Source organism: Arthrobacter sp. PGP41, assembly GCF_002953935.1.
In the GTDB taxonomy this organism is placed as follows: Bacteria; Actinomycetota; Actinomycetes; order Actinomycetales; family Micrococcaceae; genus Arthrobacter.
The window spans coordinates 3,716,794-3,740,502 of sequence record NZ_CP026514.1; the positions used below are offsets into that span (position 1 = coordinate 3,716,794).

General features: G+C 65.7%; 20 protein-coding genes and 2 riboswitches. Of the genes, 4 read left to right on the top strand and 16 right to left on the bottom strand.

Annotated features, from left to right (window positions below):
• Positions 1-163 precede the first annotated feature (163 nt).
• The 11 genes from purU to C3B78_RS17110 form a co-directional block, all read right to left on the bottom strand.
• On the bottom strand, positions 164-1,108 hold the full coding sequence (gene purU / locus C3B78_RS17060) for a formyltetrahydrofolate deformylase (protein ID WP_104999111.1): 945 nt from the start codon (positions 1,106-1,108) through the stop codon (positions 164-166).
• The gene (gene cycA / locus C3B78_RS17065; RefSeq protein ID WP_104999112.1) at positions 1,105-2,571 is read right to left on the bottom strand and encodes a D-serine/D-alanine/glycine transporter; all 1,467 of its coding nucleotides are present in this window, start codon (positions 2,569-2,571) and stop codon (positions 1,105-1,107) included. The genes purU and cycA overlap by 4 nt, the downstream gene beginning before the upstream one ends.
• Positions 2,561-3,412, bottom strand: a complete 852-nt coding sequence (locus C3B78_RS17070; protein ID WP_104999113.1) for a methylenetetrahydrofolate reductase — start codon at positions 3,410-3,412, stop codon at positions 2,561-2,563. The genes cycA and C3B78_RS17070 overlap by 11 nt, the downstream gene beginning before the upstream one ends.
• 113 nt (positions 3,413-3,525) lie before the next feature.
• Entirely contained in the window at positions 3,526-4,542 is a 1,017-nt protein-coding gene (lipA, locus tag C3B78_RS17075; RefSeq protein WP_104999114.1) for a lipoyl synthase, read from the bottom strand.
• Positions 4,543-4,566: 24 nt separating this feature from the next.
• Entirely contained in the window at positions 4,567-6,003 is a 1,437-nt protein-coding gene (locus C3B78_RS17080) for an L-serine ammonia-lyase (RefSeq protein WP_104999115.1), read from the bottom strand.
• A gap of 53 nt (positions 6,004-6,056) precedes the next feature.
• Complete coding sequence (gene glyA / locus C3B78_RS17085) at positions 6,057-7,361, bottom strand: serine hydroxymethyltransferase (protein WP_324778229.1); 1,305 nt, start codon at positions 7,359-7,361, stop codon at positions 6,057-6,059.
• Positions 7,362-7,381: 20 nt separating this feature from the next.
• Positions 7,382-7,765: a glycine cleavage system protein GcvH gene (gene gcvH, locus C3B78_RS17090; protein WP_104999117.1), complete on the bottom strand. Its 384-nt coding sequence runs from the start codon at positions 7,763-7,765 to the stop codon at positions 7,382-7,384.
• Positions 7,766-7,907: 142 nt separating this feature from the next.
• Entirely contained in the window at positions 7,908-9,029 is a 1,122-nt protein-coding gene (gene gcvT / locus C3B78_RS17095) for a glycine cleavage system aminomethyltransferase GcvT (protein ID WP_104999118.1), read from the bottom strand.
• 10 nt (positions 9,030-9,039) lie between these two features.
• The gene (gcvP, locus tag C3B78_RS17100) at positions 9,040-11,892 is read right to left on the bottom strand and encodes an aminomethyl-transferring glycine dehydrogenase (protein WP_104999119.1); all 2,853 of its coding nucleotides are present in this window, start codon (positions 11,890-11,892) and stop codon (positions 9,040-9,042) included.
• A 51-nt stretch (positions 11,893-11,943) separates the two neighbouring features.
• A riboswitch (glycine riboswitch) is annotated at positions 11,944-12,051 on the bottom strand.
• Between the two features lies 1 nt (position 12,052).
• Positions 12,053-12,150: riboswitch (glycine riboswitch) on the bottom strand.
• Positions 12,151-12,275: 125 nt separating this feature from the next.
• Positions 12,276-12,689, bottom strand: coding sequence for an SRPBCC family protein (locus tag C3B78_RS17105; protein WP_104999120.1), 414 nt, complete (start codon positions 12,687-12,689; stop codon positions 12,276-12,278).
• Positions 12,686-13,033 (bottom strand): ArsR/SmtB family transcription factor, encoded by a 348-nt coding sequence (locus C3B78_RS17110; protein ID WP_104999121.1) that lies wholly within the window; start codon positions 13,031-13,033, stop codon positions 12,686-12,688. Before C3B78_RS17110 ends, C3B78_RS17105 begins: the two co-directional genes overlap by 4 nt.
• A gap of 45 nt (positions 13,034-13,078) precedes the next feature.
• Between C3B78_RS17110 and C3B78_RS17115 the strand changes: the two genes are divergently transcribed.
• Positions 13,079-13,438: a VOC family protein gene (locus C3B78_RS17115; RefSeq protein WP_104999122.1), complete on the top strand. Its 360-nt coding sequence runs from the start codon at positions 13,079-13,081 to the stop codon at positions 13,436-13,438.
• 32 nt (positions 13,439-13,470) lie between these two features.
• Here C3B78_RS17115 and C3B78_RS17120 read toward each other — a convergent pair whose 3' ends face one another.
• From C3B78_RS17120 to C3B78_RS17135, 4 genes are all read right to left on the bottom strand, one after another.
• Positions 13,471-14,139 carry a GntR family transcriptional regulator gene (locus C3B78_RS17120; RefSeq protein WP_104999123.1) on the bottom strand — a complete coding sequence of 223 codons (669 nt, stop codon included), beginning with the start codon at positions 14,137-14,139 and terminating at the stop codon, positions 13,471-13,473.
• Positions 14,140-14,181: 42 nt separating this feature from the next.
• The gene (locus C3B78_RS17125; protein WP_104999124.1) at positions 14,182-15,168 is read right to left on the bottom strand and encodes an ornithine cyclodeaminase family protein; all 987 of its coding nucleotides are present in this window, start codon (positions 15,166-15,168) and stop codon (positions 14,182-14,184) included.
• A 76-nt stretch (positions 15,169-15,244) separates the two neighbouring features.
• The gene (locus C3B78_RS17130) at positions 15,245-16,582 is read right to left on the bottom strand and encodes an amidohydrolase family protein (protein ID WP_104999125.1); all 1,338 of its coding nucleotides are present in this window, start codon (positions 16,580-16,582) and stop codon (positions 15,245-15,247) included.
• A 184-nt stretch (positions 16,583-16,766) separates the two neighbouring features.
• Positions 16,767-18,254 (bottom strand): chlorohydrolase family protein, encoded by a 1,488-nt coding sequence (locus tag C3B78_RS17135; protein ID WP_104999126.1) that lies wholly within the window; start codon positions 18,252-18,254, stop codon positions 16,767-16,769.
• Positions 18,255-18,425: 171 nt separating this feature from the next.
• Between C3B78_RS17135 and C3B78_RS17140 the strand changes: the two genes are divergently transcribed.
• Together C3B78_RS17140 and C3B78_RS17145 are read left to right on the top strand one after the other, a co-directional pair.
• Entirely contained in the window at positions 18,426-19,874 is a 1,449-nt protein-coding gene (locus tag C3B78_RS17140) for a DUF3100 domain-containing protein (RefSeq protein WP_234005447.1), read from the top strand.
• Positions 19,875-19,976: 102 nt separating this feature from the next.
• Positions 19,977-21,209, top strand: coding sequence for an amidohydrolase family protein (locus C3B78_RS17145; protein ID WP_104999127.1), 1,233 nt, complete (start codon positions 19,977-19,979; stop codon positions 21,207-21,209).
• 101 nt (positions 21,210-21,310) lie between these two features.
• Here C3B78_RS17145 and C3B78_RS17150 read toward each other — a convergent pair whose 3' ends face one another.
• Positions 21,311-22,648, bottom strand: a complete 1,338-nt coding sequence (locus C3B78_RS17150; protein ID WP_104999128.1) for an MFS transporter — start codon at positions 22,646-22,648, stop codon at positions 21,311-21,313.
• Positions 22,649-22,870: 222 nt separating this feature from the next.
• On the opposite strand from C3B78_RS17150, the gene C3B78_RS17155 reads away from it, so the two are divergent.
• Positions 22,871-23,596, top strand: coding sequence for a GntR family transcriptional regulator (locus C3B78_RS17155; protein WP_234005448.1), 726 nt, complete (start codon positions 22,871-22,873; stop codon positions 23,594-23,596).
• Positions 23,597-23,709 lie beyond the last annotated feature (113 nt).

Here is a 23,709-nt window from a genome sequence, read left to right on the forward strand (position 1 = left end):
ACTTCGAAAGCCATGCGCCCAACACGGCCAGCGCACTAATCCAGGTTGTTATCCGCCGTTTCCGGCCCGCACCGGAGTCAGTCATACCTCATCGTTGCCGGTTGCTGGCGGGGCAGTCAACAATCGGTCCACCTGCCTAAGGCGAGACGCGCGACGGCGGAACCTACCGCAGGACGACGGTGCGGTTGCCCAGCAGCAGGATCCGGCCCTCGCAGTGCCAGCGGACCGCGTTCCGCAGCGCCACGCACTCAGCATCCCGGCCCACGGCCACCAGGTCATCGGCAGTGTAGGTGTGGTCCACCTCGATGACCTGCTGCGAGATGATGGGGCCCTCGTCCAATTCCGCGTTGACGTAGTGGGCAGTGGCACCCACGGTCTTGACGCCGCGCTCGTACGCCTGGTGATAGGGCTTCGCGCCCTTGAAGCTCGGCAGGAACGAGTGGTGGATGTTGATGGTTTTCCCCGCCAGCCTGGCTGAAAGATCGTCGCTCAGGACCTGCATGTAGCGGGCCAGGACCACCAGTTCCACGTCGAACGCCTCAACGAGCTCCAGGAGCCGGGACTCGGCGTCGGCCTTGGTGTCCTTGGTGACGGGTACGTGGAAGAACGGAATGCCGTGCCACTGGACCAGGCCCTCCTGGTCGCGGTGGTTGGAGACGACAGCCACGATCTCCACCGGGATATCGCCCGTCCGCGCCCGGAACAGCAGGTCATTGAGGCAGTGCCCCATCTTGGATACCATCACCAGCACCCGGCGCTTCCGGCCGTGCGGTTCCAGCTGCCAGTTCATCTGCCAGTTCTCCGCAACGGGCGTGAAGCCGCTGCGAAGCTCTTCAGTGCCGGCGGGCTGCCCGGCGGCCGGAGACCCGGAGGAGAAGTGCACCCGCATGAAGAAGTGCCCCTGCGCCTTGTCACCGTACTGCTTGATGTCGATGATGTCGCACCCCTGCTCCAGCAGGAAGGCGGAGATCGCGTGGACAATCCCGGGTGATTCAACGCAGTCAACCGTCAGGACATGTTCGACGGCGGCGGCCGGGTCCGGCGCCGCCGCATCGTGTGCAGGGGTGGTCGCGGGAATGTTGGGGGTGATCGTGGTGGCCGTGCTCATTTCTGCACCTTCTCCAGTTCCCTGGCCTTGGACGTTTCCGCTTCCCGCGCAAGGTCGGCCTGGAACTCCGCGTAGCGGGCAAGGTGGGCCGGGCGGCGGCGGATGGCCAGCCACGCAACGCCGAGGATGACGAACCATACCGGTGTGGCCAGCAGCGCCAGGAGCGTATCCGGCTGCGTGGTCAGGGCCCACAGGACGAAGGCGAAGAACGCGAACACCGCCCACACCATGGGCACGCCGCCGGGCATCCGGTACTTCGATGACTCGTGCAGGTGCGGGCGGCGGCGGCGGAACGCCAGGTAGCTAGCCAGGATGATGGACCAGACGAACACGAAGCAGACGGCGGAGACGGTGGTCACCATGTCGAAGGCCTTGCCGATATCCTGGCCGGCGTACATCAGGATCACGCCGGAGAGCAGCAGGACGCAGGAGAGGAACAGGGCGTTCTGCGGAACCTTGCGGCGTGACAGGGCACCGAAGGCCGAGGGCGCGTCGCCCTCCTGGGCCAGCCCGTACACCATCCGGGAGGTGGAGTAGATGCCGGAGTTGGCCGAGGACATGGCGGAGCTGAGCACCACCAGGTTCACCACGGTGGCTGCGGCGCCGAGGCCGGCCAGGGAGAACATGGCGATGAACGGGCTGTGGCCGGCCTGGAACTGGGTCCACGGGGTGACGGACATCAGGACGATGAGGGCACCCACGTAGAAGAGCAGCACGCGGATGGGGATGGAGTTGATGGCCTTGGGCAGGTTCTTCTCCGGGTCCTTGGCCTCGGCGGCCGTGGTGCCCACCAGCTCAATGCCCACAAACGCGAACACCGCAATCTGGAAGCCGGCCACAAAACCCATGAACTCGTTCGGGAACATGCCGCCGTGGCTCCACAGGTTCGTGAAGGTGGCAGGGCCGGCGTCGGATTGGAAGCCCGTGAAGATCATGAACATGCCCACGATGATCAGCGCCGCGATGGCGATGATCTTGATCAGCGCGAACCAGAACTCGGTCTCGCCGAACGCCTTCACGGTGACGAGGTTGAGGAGCAGCAGGATGGCCACGGTGGCCAGGCCCGGGATCCAGAGCGGCAGGCCGGGCCAGAGTTCCTTGGAGTAGCCGGCGATCGCGATGACGTCCGCGATTCCGGTGATCACCCAGCAGAACCAGTAGGTCCAGCCGGTGAAGAACCCTGCCCAGGGGCCAAGGAGGTCCGCGGCGAAGTCGCTGAAGGATTTGTAGTTCAGGTTGCTCAGGAGCAGTTCGCCCATGGCACGCATGACGAAGAACAGCATGAAGCCGATGATCATGTAGACGAAAATGACGGACGGACCGGCCGCGGAGATGGTTTTGCCGGAGCCCATGAACAGCCCCGTGCCGATTGCGCCGCCAATGGCTATCAGCTGGATGTGCCTGTTGGTCAGTTGCCGCTCGAGATGCGGCTCCTGGTGGGAAGTAGTGGATTTAGTGCTCACGTGCTGCTCCTCGAATCAATGCTGGGTGGAGTGCTGCGGAAGGGGATGCCTGTTCCGGCGCTGGGTGGACGCCATAGTCCGGCGCCGAAGCCAGGCTGTTGAAGCTGTAAAGGTGGATGCCGGTAATGTTGCCCGGCCGTGTTGCCAGCCCGCTGATCAGGCTGTCCGGCGAGTAGCGGTCCCCGCTCAGGAGTTTGCGGGCCAGCGGGCCCTTGCGGCTGAGGAATTTCAGGGAACTTCCGACGCCGATCTGCGTGGCGAGTGCCACCAGCTTCGTCCGTGGGACGGACCCCGCCACGCCCGCCCAGAGGGGCAGGCGCACGCCTTCGCGGCGCAACAGTGCCGCGTAGTCATGGATTTTTCCCGCCACGAAGCACATCTGGGTGACCACATGCGAGGCCAGGTGCTGCTTGGCCAGCAGGCCGTCCAGCAGGTCCAGCGGGCTGGCCAGCGGATGGCCCTCCGGGTAGCCGGCAACTCCGGCCCGCATGGTCCCGCCGGTGTACTGGGCAATGTCTTCCAGCACCGGAAGGGCCGAGTCGTAGGTGCCTGCCGGTTGTTTCCGGTCGCCGCCGATGACAAACACCTCACCGATACCGGCGGCGCTGCAGCCCCGGATGATCTCGGTGAGCTCGGCGCGGCTGCGGATGCTCCGCGCGGCCAGGTGCGGAACCACGGTGTAACCGAGGTCTGCCGCCTCCACCGCGGTGCGCATGGTCCGCTCAATGCCGTGGTGCGGCAGGCACGTGACGCTGAGCGTGGTGGTCCGGGGCACCAGGGCCTGGACCTGCTCAACGATTCCTTCGGCAGGGATGATTTCGATTCTGATGGGGAACATCATTGGTCCTGTCTGGTCATCAGTTTTCTCGGACATCAATTGGGGACTGCAACGCGGGGTCACTCCCGGCCCGATGTTGGCGGATTTTTGGGTCGGATGTGACCCCGCGTTGTGGTTTAGCCGGCGGCGAGCAGGGTGCTGGCTTCCTGGCGGGTGGTGCCGGAGTCCTGGATGCCGTCGGCGATGTGGGCGAGTTCGGCGGGGATGTCGCGGCCTTTTTTGCGCATTGCGGTGGCCCAGAGCCGGCCGGCGCGGTAGGAGGAGCGGACCAGCGGGCCGGACATGACGCCCAGGAACCCGATTTCGGTGGCCTCGTCCTGGAGGTCCACGAATTCCTGCGGCTTGACCCAGCGGTCCACCGGCAGGTGCCGTTCGGACGGGCGGAGGTACTGGGTGATGGTGATCAGGTCACAGCCGGCCCCGTGCAGGTCCCGCAGGGCTTCGGAGATCTCCTCGCGGGTTTCGCCCATGCCCAGAATCAGGTTGGACTTGGTCACCATGCCCAGGTTCCGGCCCTGCGTGATCACGTCCAGGGACCGCTCGTAGCGGAACGCGGGCCGGATCCGCTTGAAAATCCGGGGCACGGTCTCCACGTTGTGGGCGAACACCTCGGGGGCGGAGTCGCAGATCGCCTTGATGTGTTCGGGTTTGCCGGAGAAGTCCGGGATCAAAAGTTCGACGCCGGTGCCGGGGTTCAGTTCATGGATCTTCCGGACCGTCTCGGCGTAGAGCCACACGCCCTCGTCGGCGAGGTCGTCGCGGGCCACCCCGGTGACGGTGGCGTACCGGAGCTGCATGGCCTGCACGGAGCGGGCCACCTTGGTGGGTTCGAACATGTCCACCGGGGACGGCTTGCCGGTATCGATCTGGCAGAAGTCACACCGCCGGGTGCACTCGGACCCGCCGATCAGGAACGTGGCTTCCTTGTCCTCCCAGCACTCAAAAATGTTGGGGCAGCCGGCCTCCTCACACACCGTGTGCAGGCCCTCTTTCTTCACCAGGTTCTTGAGCTGGACGAACTCCGGCCCCATCTGGACCTTCGCCTTGATCCACTCCGGCTTCCGCTCCACCGGGACAGCGGAGTTACGCTGCTCCACGCGCAAAAGCTTCCGGCCTTCAGGTGCCAATGTCATTAGTGTTCTTCCCTTTGCATTCGACTAGCATTCGACGACGTTGACGGCGAGGCCGCCCATGGCCGTTTCCTTGTATTTGGAGCTCATGTCCTTGCCGGTCTCCCGCATCGTGATGATGACCTCGTCCAGGGAGACCCGGTGGGAGCCGTCGCCCCAGAGCGCCATCTTCGCCGCGTTGATCGCTTTCGCCGCCGCGATCGCGTTCCGCTCGATGCACGGCACCTGCACCAGGCCCCCGATCGGATCACACGTCAGGCCCAGGTTGTGCTCCATCGCGATCTCCGCCGCGTTCTCCACCTGCGCCGGGGTCCCGCCCATCACCTCAGCCAGGCCCGCCGCGGCCATCGACGACGCCGACCCCACCTCGCCCTGGCACCCCACCTCCGCACCCGAGATCGAGGCCTGCTCCTTGTACAGCACCCCCACCGCGCCGGCGGCGAGCAGGAACTTCACCACCACATCCTCCCGGTCCTCCCGGGACGCGTTCTCCATCCCCGGCGCGAAATGCAGGGCGTAATACAGCACCGCCGGGATGATCCCGGCCGCCCCGTTCGTCGGCGCGGTCACCACCCGGCCGCCGGAAGCGTTCTCCTCATTCACGGCCAGGGCGATCAAGTTAACCCACTCCTGCCAATACTTCGGGTCATGGAACTCCGCGTCCTGGCCTTCGTCCTGGGCTCCGGCCGGCCGGGAGCTTTCCTTCCGCAGCCGGTCATACCAGTCCGGGGCGCGGCGGCGGACCTTCAACCCGCCCGGCAGCACCCCCTCACGCTTCAGCGACGCGGCCACGCACCCTTCCATCACCGAATAGATGTGCAGCAGGCCCGCCCGGATCTGATCCGGGGCGCGGCTGTCCTCCTCGTTCACCCGCATCACATCACTGATGCCCAACCCCGTGTCCCGGCAGTGCTCCAGCAGCTCCGCGGCAGTCCGGAACGGCAGCGGCAGCTCCTTCTTGGACTCCTCGAGCTCCTGCTGGGCCGCGTCCTCCTCACCCTCACGGACAATGAACCCGCCACCCACCGAGAAAAACGTCGCCGCATGCAGCACCTGCCCTTCGGCGTCAGACACCGTGAACGTCATCCCGTTCGTGTGCCGCGGAAGGACCGTCAGCGGCCGCAACACCATATCCTTCACCCCGTACGGCAGGGGTACGGAACCGGCCAGGTGCAGCAAACCCGTCTCCGCGATCGCCGCCAGCCGCTCCTCCACCTCATCGGGCAGGATCAGCTCCGGATGGAACCCCTCCAACCCCAGCAGGATCGCAGTCATCGTCCCATGCCCATGACCCGTCGCCGCCAACGAACCATACAAATCCACCCGCAACGACGCCACCCCCGCAAGCCTGCCGGAAGCCTTCAACTCCTCCGCAAACACAGCAGCAGCCCGCATCGGCCCCACAGTATGGGAACTCGAAGGACCGATCCCAATCGAAAAAAGATCAAAGACACCAACGGCCATGACGGGTTTTCCTAACTAAAACGAACGTGCCCGGATCCAAGGAGGTGACCAGGTCAGGACAGGGGTGCGACGCCCGGGTAGAGCGGGTGAGCTTTGGCGAGTACTTCGACACGGTGACGCAGCCCGGAAAGGTCCGTGCCGGCGTCGGCCATCAATGCCTCGGCGATGATGTCCGCAACCTCGCGGAAGGCGTCCTCGCCGAAGCCGCGAGTGGCCAGCGCAGGCGTGCCGATGCGGAGGCCGGACGTGACCATTGGCGGGCGCGGGTCGAACGGGACGGCGTTGCGGTTGACGGTGATGTCGATTTCCGCGAGCCGGTCCTCGGCCTGCTGGCCGTCGAGATCGCAGTTGCGCAGGTCAACGAGGACCAGGTGCACGTCCGTGCCGCCGGAGACCACGCTGATGCCCTTCGCGGTGACGTCCGGCTGGACGAGGCGCTCGGCAAGGATCCTCGCGCCGGCCAGGACGCGTTCCTGGCGCTCCTTGAACTCGGCGGACGCGGCGATCTTGAAGGCCACGGCCTTGCCCGCGATCACGTGCTCCAGCGGGCCGCCCTGCTGTCCGGGGAACACAGCCGAGTTGATCTTCTTGGCGATGTCGGCGTCGTTCGTCAGGATAATGCCGCCGCGCGGACCGGCGAGGGTCTTGTGCGTGGTGGACGTGGTGACATGCGCGTGCGGGACCGGCGACGGGTGCAGCCCGGCGGCCACGAGCCCGGCGAAGTGGGCCATATCCACCATCAGGTACGCGCCCACGGAATCGGCGATCCGGCGGAACTCGGCGAAGTCCAGCTGCCGGGCGTAGGCGGACCAGCCGGCCACGATCAGCGCAGGCTTGGTTTCCTGGGCCAGGCGCTCCACCTCGGCCATGTCCACGGTGTGGGTGTCCTCGCGGACGCCGTACGGGACCACGTTGTAGAGCTTGCCGGAAAAGTTGATCTTCATGCCGTGGGTGAGGTGGCCGCCGTGGGCCAGGTTCAGGCCCATGATGGTGTCGCCCGGCTTGATCAGCGCGTGCATCACCGATGCGTTGGCCTGGGCGCCGGAGTGCGGCTGCACGTTGGCGAACCCCGCGCCGAACAGCGCCTTGATCCGGTCGATGGCAAGCTGTTCGATGACGTCCACGTGCTCGCAGCCGCCGTAGTAGCGCTTGCCCGGGTAGCCCTCCGCGTACTTGTTCGTCAGCACCGAGCCCTGCGCCTGCATCACGGCGACGGCGGTGTGGTTCTCCGAGGCGATCATTTCCAGACCGTCGCGCTGGCGGGTGAGTTCGTCGTCGATCTTCGCGGCGATCTCCGGGTCCAGAGCGGACAGGTCCGCGTCCAGGGACGGGGAGATGACCTGCTCGAAGTCAGTCACTGCTGTGTTTGCGGCCGGGTTCACAGTTCGCCGCCGTTGGCTGCCGCGTACTCCTCAGCGGACATCAGCGGGCCTTCTTCGGTGACGGCAACTTTGAACAGCCAGCCTGCGCCGTAGGGATCGTTGTTGATCAGGGCGGGGTCGGAGACCACTTCGTCGTTGATCTCCACAACCTCGCCGGTGACCGGGGCGTAAAGGTCGGAGACGGACTTGGTGGATTCAACCTCGCCGCAGGTCTCGCCCGCGGTGACCGTGGAGCCAACCTCGGGCAGGTCCACGTACACGATGTCGCCAAGGGCTTCGGCAGCAACAGCGGAAATGCCAATGTTGGCGGGTCCGGATCCGTCCGCGGCAACCCATTCGTGCTCGGCGGAGTACTTCAGTTCAGCAACAACTTTTGCCATGTTTTTTCCTTAGGTTCGTGTTTGAGAAAGTGAGGGAGCGTTGGCCCAGATCCCGCATCAAGTGAGAGAGCGTCGGCCCAAAACCAGCATTAAGTGAGAGAGCGTCGAGGGCCGGCGGATGTCAGCCCCGCCGGGGCGGACGTTACTTCTGGCGCTTGTAGAACGGGAGTGCTACTACTACGAAGGGCTCTGGCTTGCCGCGGAGGTCGATGTCCAGGGCGGTGCCGGGTTCTGAGTGTTCGACGTCGACGTAGGCCATGGCGATCGGGTAACCAAGGGTGGGGCTCGGCTGGCCGGAGGTCACTTCGCCCACGACGTTGCCGTCCTTGAGGACCGGGTAGTGGCTGCGGCCGGCGCGGCGGCCCAGGCCCTTGAGGCCCACGAGCTTGCGGCCGGACGTGGAGCCTGCGCCGAGTGCTTTGAGTTCGGCGAGCACGGCCTTGCCCACGAAGTCCGACTCCTTGGCCAGCGAAACCACCGGGCCCAGGCCTGCGGCGTAGGGGTTCCCGTCGCGGGAGAGCTCGTTGCCGTACAGGGGCATGCCGGCTTCGAGTCGCAGCGAGTCGCGGCAGGCGAGGCCGGCCGGGATGAGCCCGTGGCCGGCGCCAACTTCCAGCAGCGCGTCCCACAGGCCTGCCGCGTCCTCGTTGGGAATGTAGATCTCGAAGCCGTCCTCGCCGGTGTACCCGGTCCGGGCCAGCAGCAGCTCCTGTCCGTTGATCTCTACCTCAACGGCCGCGTAATACTTCAGCTCCGTCACCAGGGAGTGCTGATCCGCAGGAACGAGCGTCAGCAGGATGGCCTCCGCGTTCGGTCCCTGCACCGCGATCAGGGAGGTCTCGGCGGAAACGTCGTTTACGGTGACGTCGAAGCCGGCAGCCCGCTCGGCCAGCGCTGCGGCAACCACCGCAGCGTTGCCGGCGTTGGGGACCACCAGGTACTTTTCTTCACTCCGCCGGTAGGAGATGAGATCGTCGATGATGCCGCCGTCTTCCTGGCAGATCAGCGAGTACTTGGCCTTGCCCACGGCAACCGCGGACAGCTTGCCGGCCAGGGCGTAGTCCAGGAAGGCTGCGGCGTCCGGGCCGGTAACCCACACTTCGCCCATGTGGGAGAGGTCGAACAGGCCGGCGGCGTTACGGACGGCGTGGTGTTCGGCCAGTTCGGAGTTGTACTTCAGGGGCATCTGCCAGCCGCCGAAGTCGGTGAAGGAGGCGCCGGCAATCTTGTGCTGCTCATACAGCGCGGTGTAGTTCTCAGTCATCAGGGAATCCTTAGTTTTCAAACTCGGAAAGAGGAGGGCAGGAGCAGACCAGGTTGCGGTCCCCTGCCGCGCCGTCGATGCGGCCCACGGGCGGGAAGTACTTGTCCTGCCGGAGCGATGCCACCGGGAAGGCGGCCTGCTCGCGCGGGTACGTCCGGTCCCAGTCAGAGGAGACGACGGCGGCGGCCGTGTGGGGTGCGTTGCGCAGCGGGGACTTCTCAACGGTGAAGTCGCCGGCGGCCACCTGGTCGATTTCCTTGCGGATGGTGATCATGGCTTCGATGAAGCGGTCGATCTCCGCGAGGTCTTCGGACTCGGTGGGCTCCACCATCAGGGTGCCCGCCACCGGGAAGGACAGCGTGGGGGCGTGGAAACCGAAATCGATGAGCCGCTTGGCCACGTCCTCGGCCGTGACGCCCGTGCGGGCGGTCAGTTCGCGCAGGTCCAGGATGCACTCGTGCGCCACCAGGCCGCTTTCGCCGGTGTAGAGCACCGGGAAGTGCTCGTCCAGGCGGGCGGCAACGTAGTTGGCCGCCAGAAGTGCGGACTTTGTGGCCTCGGTCAGGCCCTGGCCGCCCATCAGCTTCACGTAGGCCCAGGAAATGGGCAGCACGCCCGCGGAGCCGAAACGTGAAGCGGAAATTGCGACGCCGTGGCCGGCCTCATGGGCAGCTTTGTTGGCATCCCCCGGCATGAACGGTGCCAGGTGGGCCTTGGCGGCAACCGGTCCGACGCCGGGTCCGCCGCCGCCGTGCGGGATGCAGAAGGTCTTGTGCAGGTTCAGGTGCGAGACGTCGCCGCCGAACTTGCCCGGCTGGGCGAGCCCGACAAGTGCGTTGAGATTGGCGCCGTCAACGTACACCTGGCCGCCGGCGGCGTGGATCGCATCGCACACCTCGCGGACATCGGAGTCGTACACGCCGTGCGTGGACGGGTACGTGATCATGATGGCGGAGAGGACATCCTTGTGGACCTCGATCTTGGCCGCAAGGTCGGCATGGTCGATGGTGCCGTCTGCAGCGGTGGCAACCACCACAACCTTCATGCCGGCCAGGACGGCGGATGCGGCGTTCGTGCCGTGCGCAGAGGCGGGAATGAGGCAGACGTTGCGCTGCTGGTCCCCGCGGGAGTGGTGGTAGCCGCGGATCGCCAGCAGGCCGGCGAGTTCGCCCTGGGAGCCGGCGTTGGGCTGGATGGACACCTGGTCGTAGCCCGTGATTTCGGCAAGGTCGGCTTCCAGGCCCGCAATCAGTTCACGCCAGCCGGCAGTCTGGGAGTCCGGGGCGAACGGGTGGATGGACGCGAACTCCGGCCAGGAAATGGCCTCCATCTCGGCGGTGGCGTTGAGCTTCATGGTGCAGGAGCCCAGCGGGATCATGGTGCGGTCCAGTGCCAAGTCCCGGTCGGAGAGGCGGCGGATGTAGCGCAGCAGCTGGGTCTCGGAACGGTGCGTGTTGAACACCGGGTGCTGCAGGTAGCTGGAGATGCGCAGCACCGATTCGGGCAGCTCGAAGCCCTCACCGGACACAACCGGACCGGCGCCAAAGGCGACGGCAACCGCGGCGAGGACCTCCGGCGTCGTGGTTTCATCAACGGACACGCCAACGGTGTCCGCGTCGATGAGGCGCAGGTTGATGCCGCGGGCTTCGGCGGCGGTGATCACCTTGGCGGACTTGCCGGGAACACTGACCGTGAGGGTGTCGAAGAAGGTGTCGGACACCAGTTCGCGGCCGGCGGTCTTCAGCGTGGCGGCTAGGGCGCGGGCGTTGTTGTGGACGGTTTCGGCGATCGCCTTCAGGCCGTCGGGGCCGTGGTAGACGGCGTAGAAGGACGAGACGATGGCCAGCAGCGCCTGGGCTGTGCAGATGTTGGACGTGGCCTTCTCGCGGCGGATGTGCTGCTCGCGGGTCTGCAGAGCAAGGCGGTAGGCCGGGACGCCGGCGTTGTCCTTGGAGACGCCCACGATGCGGCCGGGGAGGGTGCGTTCCATGCCGTCGCGGACGGCCATGTAGGCGGCGTGCGGTCCGCCAAAGAACAACGGCACGCCAAAGCGCTGGGTGGAGCCGACGGCGATGTCCGCGCCCTGCTCGCCCGGCGGGGTGATGAGGGTGAGTGCCAGGAGGTCGGCAGCGACGGTGACCAGCGCGCCGCGCTCCTTGGCTTCGGCGATGACGGCGGACTGGTCCCAGACGCGGCCGGAGACGCCGGGCTGCTGGAGGACGACGCCGTTGATGTCGCCCTCGGGCAGGCCGTTCGTGAGGTCGGCGATTTCCACCTCGAAGCCGAGGGCCTCGGCGCGGCCCAGCACAATGGCGATGGTCTGCGGCAGGAGGTCGGCGTCCAGGACGGTTTTGCCGTCCTTCGCAGTCTTGGACTTGTTGGCGCGGCGCATCAGCAGCACGGCTTCGGCGACGGCGGTGGCTTCGTCGAGGAGGGAGGCGTTGGCCACCGGGAGCGCGGTGAGGTCCTGGACCATGGTCTGGAAGTTCAGCAGCGCCTCGAGCCGGCCCTGCGAAATCTCGGGCTGGTACGGGGTGTAGGCGGTGTACCAGGCGGGGGCTTCAAGGATGTTGCGGCGGATCACCGGCGGGGTCACGGCGCTGTAGTAGCCCTGGCCGATCATCTGCACGGCCATCTTGTTCTTGCCGGCCAGCTTGCGGAGCTCGGCGAGGACCTGGACTTCGCTGAGGGCGCCCTCAAGGGTGAGCGGCTTGTCCTGGCGGATGGAATCCGGAACCGCGCTGTCCACCAGGCCATCAAGGGTGTCGTAGCCGACGGCCTTGAGCATGGTGTCGATGTCGGACTGGCGGCGCGCGCCGATATGGCGGTCTGCGAAGGTGGTTGGGGACGAGTGAACCGTCATGAGAGGAACTCCATAATTCAGGTGGCAAACGGTGCCACTTCGATTCGGGTTCCTCCCCGCTCTGTATTGGACCTGAGAGTTTTGCGTTGCCCTGCCGTTCAGCGGGGCGCCACTTGCACCGTCGGTGAGCCCGGTTGCCCGGACTGCTTTCCAGAGTTGCCTTGCCGCGGCGGTACGTGGGCCTGAGAGATTCCTGGGGAGGATTTGCTCCTACGGCGCCTGCAGAACGTACCGGCAGGACTCTCCCGCCGCAGATCATAAGCACGTGCCACTGGTCGGTGACACGGCTCACACCATACAGGTTTTCGGGGCGGGATGCAAAATCCGTGCCCCTTCAAGGAGGACGCACGACGGCGGGACGCGCCCGCCGTCGTGCGCCTCCTTCAGCGTCTGGAGACGCCGGCGAGGACTCCGTCGATCTGCGCCAGCAGGCCGGGCCAGCCGCTGCCCATGCCCTCAAAGGCCTGCCTGCCCATGGGGGTGTCCAGGCGGAAACCGGCGTGTTCGTGGTGGAGGACCGTGCCGCCGTCCACCGGCTCAAGCCGCCATGTGATGGTGGTGTCCAGGACGCCCTCCGAGAAGAGGAATGTGATGGATTTGCCGGGGTTTACGGTGAGGACTTCGCACTGCTGCTGGCCCCAGGAGCCCATGTCCAAGGTGAAGCGGTGGCCGGCGACCGGCGCGATGTCGCCCGGCGCCCACCACCTGGCCAGCAGCTCGGGTGTGGTCAGGGCGGCCCACACAGAGTCCGCGGGGTGCGCGAAGCGGCGTTCGAGCCGGATGGCGTTCTCGGTCATGACGGTTTCTCCTCGTCCAGAAGTTCTGCCAGCGCGTCGAGGCGCCGGTTCCAATAGTGCTCGAAGTGCTTCACCCAGCCGCCGATCTCGGCAAGCGCCGAAGGCTGAAGGTGGTACAGCCGGTGGCGGCCGTGCCGTTCTTCCCGGACCAGCCCTGCCTCGCGGAGCACGGCCAGGTGTTCAGACGCTGCCGAGCGGCTGAGCTCAAACATCCCGGTGAGCTCCCCCGCCGTCCTGGGACCATGGCGGAGCTCGTCGAGGATGACGCGCCGTGCGGGGTTGGAGACAGCACCGAAGACATCAGGAAGCACGGCACCAGTATATGTGTCGGAAAATTCCGACATATTGACAGTCTAGTCCGGGCCCTCGGCTGCATTTAGGCTGGGCGGATGTTGAGCATCGGCAGCACCGTCCTCGGCGTCAACGACCTGGCCCGCGCCACCGCCTTCTGGCACGCCGCCCTCGGCTACGTCCCGCAGGAGCCAGGGGACGAAACGTGGGTAATCCTGGTGCCGGGATCAGGCCCCGGAGCGCAGCTTGCACTCATGCTGAGCGAAACGCCGGTCCAGGAGCACCCCCGCATTCACCTGGACCTGTATGCGGACGATCAGGACGCCGAGGTGGAACGTCTGGTTTCACTGGGCGCCCAGCACGTCGACTGGGACCTGTATCCGGAGGACCCCGATTTCGTGGTCCTCGCCGACCCCGACGGCAACAGGTTCTGCGTCATCGACAAAAGTCCGCGGTAGCCCCGCCGTCGAACCTTGAACTTCCGGCCGGGTCAGTTTTCAGGCAGTTGCCCGGCCAGCCCCTGCAGTGATGGTTCCCGGCCCAGCTCCACATGGGCGAACGCCAGCGCTGCCGCAAGTTCGGCCTTGCCGTCATAGATGGCCCGGCATAGGCTCAGGTGCTCCGCGCACTGGACCTGGGGATCACGGTGCCCAGTCAGGGTGAAGAGCCACTGCATCCTGCCGAGGAGCGGCTTCATGGAGTACTCCAGCAGCGAGTTGCCTCCCATCGAGACGATCTCCGCGTGCAGGGCCGTGTTGATGAGCGGGATCTCCGTGTGGTCGTGGCGCAGGGTTGCTTCTTCGGCCTTGTCCATCATGTGCTGCAGGCGCGCTGTGGACTCTCCCCGGGCGGCGGCCTGGGCGGCGAGCCGCGCGGCGAGGACTTCGAGGCTGAGCCGGACATCAAAGAGTTCATTGATGTCCCTCAGGGTGATCTGCTTGACGGTGGCCCCGCGCCGTGGCGAGGTGTCAATGAAACCTTCGGCTTCCAGCTGCTGGAGGGCTTCGCGGACGGGTACCCGGGAAACGTCCAGAGCCTGTGACAGCTCGCGTTCCCTGAGCCGTGAACCGGGCGCGAAGTCACCCGAGATGATCAACTCCCGGATCCGTGCACGGGTAGCATCAGCCGAAGACGCGGGTGCGTCCGCCTGGGTACTCAAAGATGCCTCCTGCTGGTTCCAGTGCCCTGCTTCCGGGCTGCCTCAGTTATTCAGCTCCACGCGGGTGCCGACCCCCTGGTTGAGTGCAGCGTCATACAGGAGCCTCCCGATGGCAAGGTCCTGCAGGCCGATACCCACCGAATTGAACAAGGTTATGTCCTCATCCCCCAGACGGCCTGCTTTTGTCCCGGCCGCCACGTCACCAAGTTCGGCTTCCACATCGTCAAAGCCCATGACGCCTTCAGCCACAGGGACGATCAATCCCCCCGACTTCGCTTGGGCCGTTGCCAGGCTGTCCACGAAGACCCGCGCCCGCGCCATACCCGCTGAGTCAATCTCCCGGTGATCAGGCCGCGGACGGGATCCGACGGCGTTGACGTGCAGTCCGGGCTGGAACCAGTCCCCCTTGACCAGCGGCTCAACTGCTGGCGTGAGGGTGCACAGCACGTCCGAGTCCTCAACAACTTCCTGCACACTGGCGGCGCGCGTGACGTGCAGCCCGTATGAGGAAATCCGGTCACAGAACGCAGCGACCGTCTCAGTGGAACGGGACCACACCACGACATTTTTTATCGGCAGGACGGCCAGCATGGCTTCCACATGTGCCACCGCCAGGGCCCCCGCCCCCACCAACCCCAAGGTGGCACTCCCGGGCCTGGCAAGCAGCTTGGTCGCCACCGCGCTGGCAGCGGCCGTACGGACCCGGGTGGGGACTTTACCGTCCAGGATGGCCAGTGTTTCACCGGTCAGCTGGCTTACGAGCATGATGGTGGACCGCTGCGAGGGCAGGCCGGCCCCGCCGTTGGACGGGATGTCCGCCAGTAGTTTCACGGATGCCAGCTCCTCCGGCCCGGACAGCGCCGCCATCGGCAGGAACCGGGCATCCGAAGACGGCAGGAGGAGCGAATCCGGTGCGGGCTGGACAGCGGTACCTCGGCTCAGGCCGGCAAAGACGCGTTCGACGGCGGCAATGGTTCCGGGCATATCGGCGAGGGTTTCGAGCTCGGAGGCTTTTAGGATCAGGGTCATGGGGGTCGCTTTCAGAGTGGAAGGGCGCGTTAGCTCGAGCGGTCAGGGTTGGTTGGGAAACCCCGGCGTGAGAGGCTCAGAGGCTGTTCCTGACAAGGACTCCCTGCGCCACCACGGCCCGTATTCCTTCCAAGGCAGAGCCGCTGGACAGGGGATCAGAGTCCACAATGACGGCGTCAGCGAAGGAACCGCGCACCAGCCGACCGGCGTTTTGACCCCAGCCCAGCAGCGCGGCGGCATTGACCGTGGCGGCCCTCAGGGCTTCCAAGGGTGAAAGCCCGGCCTCACTCAGCAGGCGGACTTCCGTGCCGATCGGAGTCACGTCGGATCCGAAGGAGTCCGTGCCCGCAACGACGGTCACACCGGCATCATGGGCGGCTTTCACGGCTGCTTTGATGATGGGTGTGTACTCCTTGCCCCGGGCAGCAAGGATTGGGTTGGACGAACCCGCCATGCTGGTGATGGCATCCATGGTCGGAGTGAAATACGTACCTTGGCTGGCCATCCGGGAGATGGTCTCTTCGGTGACGAAGACTCCGTGCTCGATGCTGCGCACCCCTGCCCGGACCGCGCCGTCTATCCCTTCGGCACTGTAGGCATGGCACAGCACACCCGCTTTGCCTGCCGCCTTGACCACGGCGGAGAGCTGATCGTAGTTGTAGACCAGCTCGCGGGGATCCTGCTCCGGCAGGCCTGCCCGGGGGTTGGCCCTTGTCTTAATCACCTGCGCGCCGCGGTTCAGGTTCACGCGCGTGAGGTAGGCGAGATCGCCCGTTTCCCTGACTCCGCCGGCCAGGGAGGCAAGGGGTGCAAGGTCAGGGTCGGCGAGGAGCGAGTCCCCCAGCTCGGGTGAGACGAACAGCCCGGCAGGGCTCATCCGGGGCGAGGCTCCGGCGGCCCAGGCAGGCAGGGCGGCCAAGGCGACGTCCTGGTAAAAGCTGCTCGAGCCGCTCCTGACGCTGGTTGCTCCGCCCTGCAGAATGGCGCGCGCATCCGACAGCGCGTTCGCATGGACATGCACGTCGATGAGTCCTGGAAGGACCCAGCGGCCGGAGGCGTCCACCACGTGTGCCCGCCCGGCAAGCGCGGCCACTGCACGTCGCGTTTCCTCCCGGGTACCGACCGCACTGACCTTTCCTCCTTCCAGCACCAGGACGCCGTCATAGACAGCGTCGCCGGTCTGGGGATCCACGATGGTGCCGCCTTCGATGATCATCGGCGGCGGCGAAGCGGGACACCCACGGCGGCCGGGGCCTGCCGTGTTGCCCTCCGCTTTCGCGGCCGGGGCATTTCCCAGCTGGGCGGCAAGGCTGGCCACCGAGATCCCGGCGAGGGCGGCTGCTCCGGCGAGGATCCCGCGGCGCGGAACGGCCGGCGAAGGGAGGGCGGCGGGGGTGTGGTCGTGCAGGCACATGGTTTCTCCAAAGGGATGAGCCCTGCGGCGGAAGCGCGGGGTCCGTGGATGGGTCAATGTCAAGCGATTGGCGGGGGCGGTCGAACTTCGCCCCTACGTACTGGTGGCCCCGACTTCGTTCACAATAGCCCCACTGGTATACCAAGGACTAGGGTGGGCGGGAATGCGAATTGCCGGAGCCAGGTTAGGAAACGCCTGCCGGAGCGACGATGTCCGCTGGCGGATACGTGGGCGGAAACAGCTCATCAGGGTCCCGGCGCCGGCTGTCCCGCTCGGAATAGGCTGCCCGCATCCGGTCGAACAGTTGCTGCCCCTCGGCCCGCAGGGACTCGAGGTCCAGGCCGGGCAGGGCGCCGTCGACGACGACGGCACGCCCGGCCACGAAGGTATCGGTCACCTGGCGGGCCGTGCCGTTCAGCACGAGTGTGCGCAGCGGGTCCTCGACGACACCATCTGCGAAGCTGGCCAGCGAGACCACCGTAATGTCCGCCTGCATACCGGGCGCAAGCCTTCCCAGGTCCGGCCGCCCAAGGGCCGCGGCCCCGCCGAGGGTGGCGGCGTCGAAATAGTCAGCCAGGGCGCCTGCGTCGGGCCTTTCCTCGACCAGCCGGGTCAGGTGCATCCCCACGTCGATGCCCCGAATCAGGTCCGGAGGGAAGGAATCGGTGCCTAGGCAGAGATTGACGCCGGCCTCGCGGAAACGGTCGAATGACACAAGCTGCTTCTGGTAGCGGAAGGACGTCAAGGGGCAGTGGACAATGCTGACGCCGTGCCTGGCCAGCAGGTCCAACGGGCCTCCGGCGGCCGCCGCAGCAGGATTCCTGGCGTCAATCACCACGCCGTGAGGAATGAGGAGGCGGGTGCCGAAAAGGCCCGTGGATTCCAGAAGTTCCAGCACGCTGCGCCCGGCAGAGCGCAGCAACAGCCCGTCTTCCAGGGGAGATTGCAGACAGTGCAGCCGCACGAGGGCGTCCCGCTCACGGGCAATCCGGGCAGTCTCCCGCATGAGGTTTTCGGACAAGGTCTCAATCCGGCACGGGAGCAGGACGCCGGTGATAAGCGGGTCCGCGAGGTCAGCTGCGAAGTCCAGGAAATCCCGTGCGTCCTGCAGCCCGGCAACCCCGCGGGCCTCATCGAAGTGGACTTCGCGGTCCCCCGCCGCAGTGGTGACGTGGACCCCCGACCGGTAGGCCGGCCCGAGGTAGCCCCGGAGTCCGATCCGACGGCTGGTCCGCGCCATGTCCACCAGTTCATCGAGCCCTTCGGCCCAGGAACTGTGGATCTCCGAGGCAATCGGCATGTAGGTGGTAATGCCGTGCAGTGCCAGCTGCGCCAGCGCGAACTCCCGCACCTTGGCGCGTTCAGCCGGACTGAACACATCCCGGCGGTTGTTGGCAAAGTAGTTCTCGGACCACAAGTGGCCGGCGGCAACTTCAGGCGAAGGCCACGAGTCGAGGATGAGGTGGTCGATGTCGGCGAGGGCATCCAGGTCAATCAGTCCGGGGATGACCAGGCTCTTGCCGTAGTCGCGTTCCTCATCCACGGGACCGTCATAGCCGCGGCCGACAAAGAGGATGACAGCACCTTCGAACACGACTTCGCCGTGCTCAATGAGGGTGTGCTGTTTTCCATCAAAACCCAGAACGTACCGGGCGGAGATTTTCGTGTACATCGTGCCTCCTTGCACCTGGGCGCCGGGCGTGGGTTCCGGGCGCCTACAAAAATGTGACTTGCCTCTCACTGGGTACGAGTATACAGTCTTTTGGTATACCAGAGCGACATTCCCGAACCCTGGGCTGTATATCGCTCGCTCCTCCCCGTTCCCCCTCGAAAGGCCTGCGTCATGCGCAATGAAGCGAAGACCACAGGCGGCACCGCATCCGTCCTAGTGGACGCGGTACCGTCGCATACTTTCCGTGCCCGCCCCGCCCTGTGGTTCGCAATGATCGCGCTCTCCACCGCCGTTTGTGCCGCGGCCATCATGATCGGAACCCACAAATTCCACCTCGGCCCCGCCGCGATCGTCCTGATGCCAATCCTGTGGACCGTGCTCATCGGCGGCTTCCTGGGAGTCCAGAGATGGAAACCAATCGGCGGGCGTGCCCGTGCGGTGTCCACCCACCTCATGGATGTCTCCATCGTGTTCTTCCTCGCGGGCCTCGGCACGCAGATCGGGCCGTCCTTGACGAAGTTCACGAACATCGGTCCCGCGATCCTGCTGCAGGAGGTGGGCCACGTGGTGGGCACAGTGATCCTGGCACTGCCGGTCGCGGTTGCGCTTGGCCTGGGCCGCACAGCCATCGGTGCCACGTGGTCGATTGACCGCGAGTCCTACCTTGCTTTCGCGATCCAGCGCTTTGGCGTCCGTTCCCCCGAGTACCGCGGCGTATTCGCGGTGTGGGTTTTGGGCAGTGTATTCGGTGCCGTGTTCATCTCGCTGTTGGCGGGCCTTCTGGGTGGACTGGACTTCTTTGACCCGCGGGCCCTCGCGCTGGGTCTTGGACTCGGGTCCGCCTCCATGATGCTCGGCGGCGTGGGTGCCCTGTCCATCCTGTATCCGGAGATGGCGGGCGAGATCATGGCCCTTGCTGCCCTGTCCAATCTGGTGACCAACATCGTCGGCTTCTACGCCGGCGTTTTCATCGCGCTGCCTATGTGCCAGAAGCTTTACACGATGTGGTCCCGCATTTTCGGGCGGGACGATCTGGGCCGCCGTGTCCGCGGCGGCGCTCTCCTTGGCTCCGCAGCCGGGAGCAAACCCGCCCACGCGCGCTCCGGCGCGGCCGCTGTGGAAGCGGACGAGCCGGCCGTCACTGACACCGTGGACGTCAACGGCATCGAAGCGGACCCCTCTGTTCTCCGTTCCCCCAAGACGTGGCTCACCGCCTTCGCCGCGACGGGAGTGGCAGGCATCCTGCTGAACACGCTGGGCACGGGTTCAATGCGACCGCAGGATGTGGTCGGCGTGACCATCCTGCTGGTCCTTACTGCCATCGCCCTGGTCCTCGCCAAACTCGTTCCGGCAGTTCCGTCCAGCATCTGGGTCCTTGCCCTTGCAACGATTGCGTCCGCGACGTTCCTGCCCATCGGCCCCTTCATCGCCTCCACCACGCAGAACATCAACGTCCTCTTCGCAGGCCTGCCAATGATCGCCCTGATCGGCATGTCACTGGGCCGTGATGTGAAGGCACTCCGCTCACTGAGCTGGAAGATCATCATCGTCGCCCTGATGACCTTCACCGCGAGCTTCGTTGCCGCCGCAGTGATCGCGCAGGTCGCCTTCCATTTCTAGTCCATACTGCGGGGAAGGCGGCGGGCTTCCGGGCCCGGTGCCTTCCCCCCGCCGTTAACACCACAGACCCTTAACAGGGACAGCACTGCAAAGGATCCAACCATGCTCATCACCAATGTCCGCCCGTGGGGCGGGGACGCCGTAGACCTGGAAATTAGCGCGGGGCGGATCGCGGCCATCCGTGCGGTGGGGACCGGCGCCGTAACTGGTGACGCTTCCGGCCGGAAGCTGGACGGGCGCGGCCGGATTGCCCTCCCTGCATTCACGGATGTGCACGTCCACCTTGACTCGACCCGGATCGGGCTGCCGTTCCGGGAGCACACCGGTTCGCCGGGGGTGTGGAACATGATGTGCAATGACCGGAAGAACTGGCGCGACACCCCCATCCCCTACCCCGATGTGGTGGCGGGGACGCTGGAACGGATGATTGCACGCGGCACCACGCGCGTCCGCTCCTATGCCCAGATCGATGTGGACTGCAAGCTTGAGCGCTTCGAGGCAGTCATGGCCGCGAAGGAGCGCTTTGCCCATGCTGCAGACGTGGAGATCATGGCGTTTCCCCAGGCCGGCCTCCTGCAGGAGGAAGGCACTGTCCCGCTGCTCGAGGAGGCACTGCGTGCGGGGGCCACGACCATCGGAGGCATCGACCCCTGCCAACTGGACCGCGATCCCGCCCGCCATCTGGACATCGTGTTCGGCCTGGCGGAGAAGTACGGGGCCGACGTCGATATTCACCTTCACGAACCCGGGCACCTTGGCGTCTTCAGCGCCGAACTTGTCTTCGAACGCACCCGGGCGCTGGGCATGCAGGGACGCGTGTCGCTTTCCCACGCTTACGATCTGGCTAACGTCCACCCGGATGTGACTGCCCGCCTCATGGAGCAGATGGCCGAACTGGACGTAGCCTGGGCAACGGTGGCACCGGCAAGCGGCGGGACCCAGTTCGACTTGGTCCAGATGACCGCGGCCGGGATCCGCGTGGGTCTTGGCGAGGATGGCCAACGGGACTACTGGAGCCCATACGGCAATTGCGACATGCTGGACCGCACCTGGCAATTGGCCTTCACCCACCGGCTGCGCAAGGACCGCCTGATTGAGCACTGCGCGGCGATCGCCACCATTGGCGGCGCCGCCATAATGGACCGGACGGTTCAACGCCTCACCAGCCCGGATGACCGGCCGGGCCTCGCTGTTGGAGATATGGCAGACATCGTTATTGTGGACGGCGAAACCGTCACCAGCACCGTCATGGACCGCGGCACGGACCGTACCGTCATCCACGCCGGCAGGCTCGTCGCCGACGGTTTGGTTGTCCTTGCGGAACCGGCCGCCTAACCCACGCGCTGTTGTCCCTGGTAGTTTCCGGACGGAGAATGCAAAGCGAACGACGGCGGGAACCTCCCGCCGTCGTCCGCTTATGTTTTGCGGTCCTCCCGCTAGACCTTTGCGGGTTCAGCCACCTTCAGGGGCTCGATCTTGCCCATCACGAACAGGTAGTTGGCGGCGCCGATCAGCGATACGGCACCGATGACGGCAAGCGGCGCCACGAAGGAGCCGGTCTGGTCCACAAGGACGCCGATCAGGATCGGGGTGAAGATGCCGGCCAGGTTGGAGGCGAAGTTCTGGAGGCCGCCGATGGAGCCCACGTGGCGTGAGCTGGGGGCGACGTCTGCCGGAAGCGACCAGATGCCGGTTGCTGCGACCGTCAGGCTGGAGTACGCCACCGACAGCAGGGCCAGCGCCATCCAGGCCTCCGGTACCAGCGCAGCGAACATGATGACCGAGCCGCCGGTCAGGCCGCCAGCGATGGCGGTCTTGCGGACCCGGGTCACCGAGACACCGCGCTGGACGGCGCGGTCTGCAACGTAACCCGCCAGCCAGCCGAACAGCACGGCGCAGATTCCGGGGATGGCGCCGAAGAAGCCCAGCTTGAGCAGGTCGAAGCCGCGCTCCTTCACCAGGTAGCTCGGGAAGAACGTGATGAAGAAGTAGATGGCGCTGTTGAGGCAGAAGAAGCCGAACATCATGCTCAGGACGGTCCGGTACTTGAACAGCGAGCGCCACGGAAGCTTCGCGGCACCCTCGTCATCGCTTGCGGCGCTGCGTGCACCGCCTTCCTGGATGTAGGCAACCTCGGCGGCGTCCGCCGTCGGGTGCTCTTCGGGGCTGCGGTACACCTTCCACCAGACGGCGGCCCAGATGATGCCGGCAAAGCCGATGATGATGAACACGGCGTGCCATGACGTGAAGGCGACAATCAGGGTCACGATCGGCAGGGCGATCACCGCGCCCACACGGGATCCGGAATCCCAGATGCTCGTGGCAAACGCACGCTCCCGGACCGGAAACCAGGTGGCCACCACCTTGGCCGCCGTGCTGGGGGCGGGGCTTTCGCCCACGCCCAGCAGGAACCGGGCGGCGAAAAGGGACCAGAAGTTCGTAGCCGCGGCGGTGACCATGGTGAAGATGGACCACCATACGGCCGCAAGGGAGAACGACCTGCGCGGGCCCACCTTGTCGACGTACCAGCCGGCAGCCAGCTGGCAGAAGTCGTAGGCCCAGAAGAAGGCCGCGAAGATCAGGCCCTGCTGGGTTGCCGAGAGCTCGAAATCCTCGCCCATGAACGGCAGCGCGACACTAAGGCTGGAGCGATCAAGGTAATTGATGCTCAGGCCAATGAAGGCGAGCCAGATGATCATCCAGCGTTTTCGGGTCATGGTGCGGGGAGCCTTGGGGGAAGTTTTGGGGGCAAGCCTACTGCCTAGAGCAGTCATGCGGTCTCCTTTGACGTAAACATGGGCTTCGGGCGACACGGCGCAAAGAGGGCCGGGCGCGGTTATTGGGGGGAACGATCATATAGGAATGTGGTTAATCATATATAGAAAGTGATCCAGGACAAGTCCCTGTCCAAAAAACTTGCCCGAGCTCCCGGAACCGGCCGGTGGCTTATGATTCCCACAGCGACTCCGGCAACACACTGCAAAGAGGTAAAACGCGTGCCACCACGTCAACCGTCCGAGACTTCCCGCATCAAAGCAGCCGTCACCGACGTCTACTCCGCGATGCGCGCGTCTATCCTCAACGGGGAAATCGAACCGGGCACCCGAATCAACATCGACGCCGTTTCCCGCACCATGGGTGTATCCCAGACACCGGTCCGGGAAGTGCTCCAGCGGCTGGAAGGCGACAACCTGGTGGTCTATACCCCGGGGCGCGGCTACAGCACCACTCCCCTGCTGGGCCTGGATGAACTGCGGTCCCTGTTTGAATTCCGGCTGTTGGTGGAGCCGTGGGCCGCCCGCGCGGCAGCAGTGGACCGGCTCGCCAACCCCGCCCGCACCCTCGAAAAGGAACTGGCCACATTCCAGGGTGTCATCCAGGCCGGCGGCGACCTGCGGCAGGACCTCGTTGCGCATGACACGCGCTTCCACGACACCATCCTTGCCGCAGCCGGAAACCCCGTGGTCCGGCATGCCTTTGCCCAGACGCACTGCCACCTGCACACCTTCCGCCTCTACCCGGCCGACGTTGACGGGGCCAGCACCATGGCAGAGCATTCGGCCGTCCGGGAGGCCATCCAGGCCTGCCGGCCGGAGGAAGCAGAAGCTGCAATGGCACAGCACATCAGGAATTCCTTCACCCGCTTCGCGCAGGCATTCGAGGGAACAGTGGAGCTCGAGCCCCTTGAGGAAGGCGGCCCGCCCCGGACCCGCATCGTGTGACTCCAGGCCAGCAATCACAGGGAAGCCCGGCAACCTGCCGGGCTTCCTTTTTTGTGCGCCAGGGCCGCCGGAAAACTTGACCTGCCTCACACTTCCTATATGATTATCAAACT

Coding starts and splice junctions, on each gene's coding strand:
- C3B78_RS17105 (WP_104999120.1), bottom strand. CDS start 12,689: ATGACCGAGAACGCCATCCGGCTCGAACGCCGCTTCGCGCACCCCGCG.
- C3B78_RS17070 (WP_104999113.1), bottom strand. CDS start 3,412: ATGATGTTCCCCATCAGAATCGAAATCATCCCTGCCGAAGGAATCGTT.
- purU (WP_104999111.1), bottom strand. CDS start 1,108: ATGAGCACGGCCACCACGATCACCCCCAACATTCCCGCGACCACCCCT.
- C3B78_RS17145 (WP_104999127.1), top strand. CDS start 19,977: ATGCTCATCACCAATGTCCGCCCGTGGGGCGGGGACGCCGTAGACCTG.
- C3B78_RS17080 (WP_104999115.1), bottom strand. CDS start 6,003: ATGGCCGTTGGTGTCTTTGATCTTTTTTCGATTGGGATCGGTCCTTCG.
- gcvT (WP_104999118.1), bottom strand. CDS start 9,029: ATGACTGAGAACTACACCGCGCTGTATGAGCAGCACAAGATTGCCGGC.
- C3B78_RS17130 (WP_104999125.1), bottom strand. CDS start 16,582: ATGTGCCTGCACGACCACACCCCCGCCGCCCTCCCTTCGCCGGCCGTT.
- gcvP (WP_104999119.1), bottom strand. CDS start 11,892: ATGACGGTTCACTCGTCCCCAACCACCTTCGCAGACCGCCATATCGGC.
- gcvH (WP_104999117.1), bottom strand. CDS start 7,765: ATGGCAAAAGTTGTTGCTGAACTGAAGTACTCCGCCGAGCACGAATGG.
- C3B78_RS17140 (WP_234005447.1), top strand. CDS start 18,426: ATGCGCAATGAAGCGAAGACCACAGGCGGCACCGCATCCGTCCTAGTG.
- lipA (WP_104999114.1), bottom strand. CDS start 4,542: ATGACATTGGCACCTGAAGGCCGGAAGCTTTTGCGCGTGGAGCAGCGT.
- C3B78_RS17115 (WP_104999122.1), top strand. CDS start 13,079: ATGTTGAGCATCGGCAGCACCGTCCTCGGCGTCAACGACCTGGCCCGC.
- C3B78_RS17125 (WP_104999124.1), bottom strand. CDS start 15,168: ATGACCCTGATCCTAAAAGCCTCCGAGCTCGAAACCCTCGCCGATATG.
- C3B78_RS17110 (WP_104999121.1), bottom strand. CDS start 13,033: ATGTCGGAATTTTCCGACACATATACTGGTGCCGTGCTTCCTGATGTC.
- C3B78_RS17135 (WP_104999126.1), bottom strand. CDS start 18,254: ATGTACACGAAAATCTCCGCCCGGTACGTTCTGGGTTTTGATGGAAAA.
- C3B78_RS17150 (WP_104999128.1), bottom strand. CDS start 22,648: ATGACTGCTCTAGGCAGTAGGCTTGCCCCCAAAACTTCCCCCAAGGCT.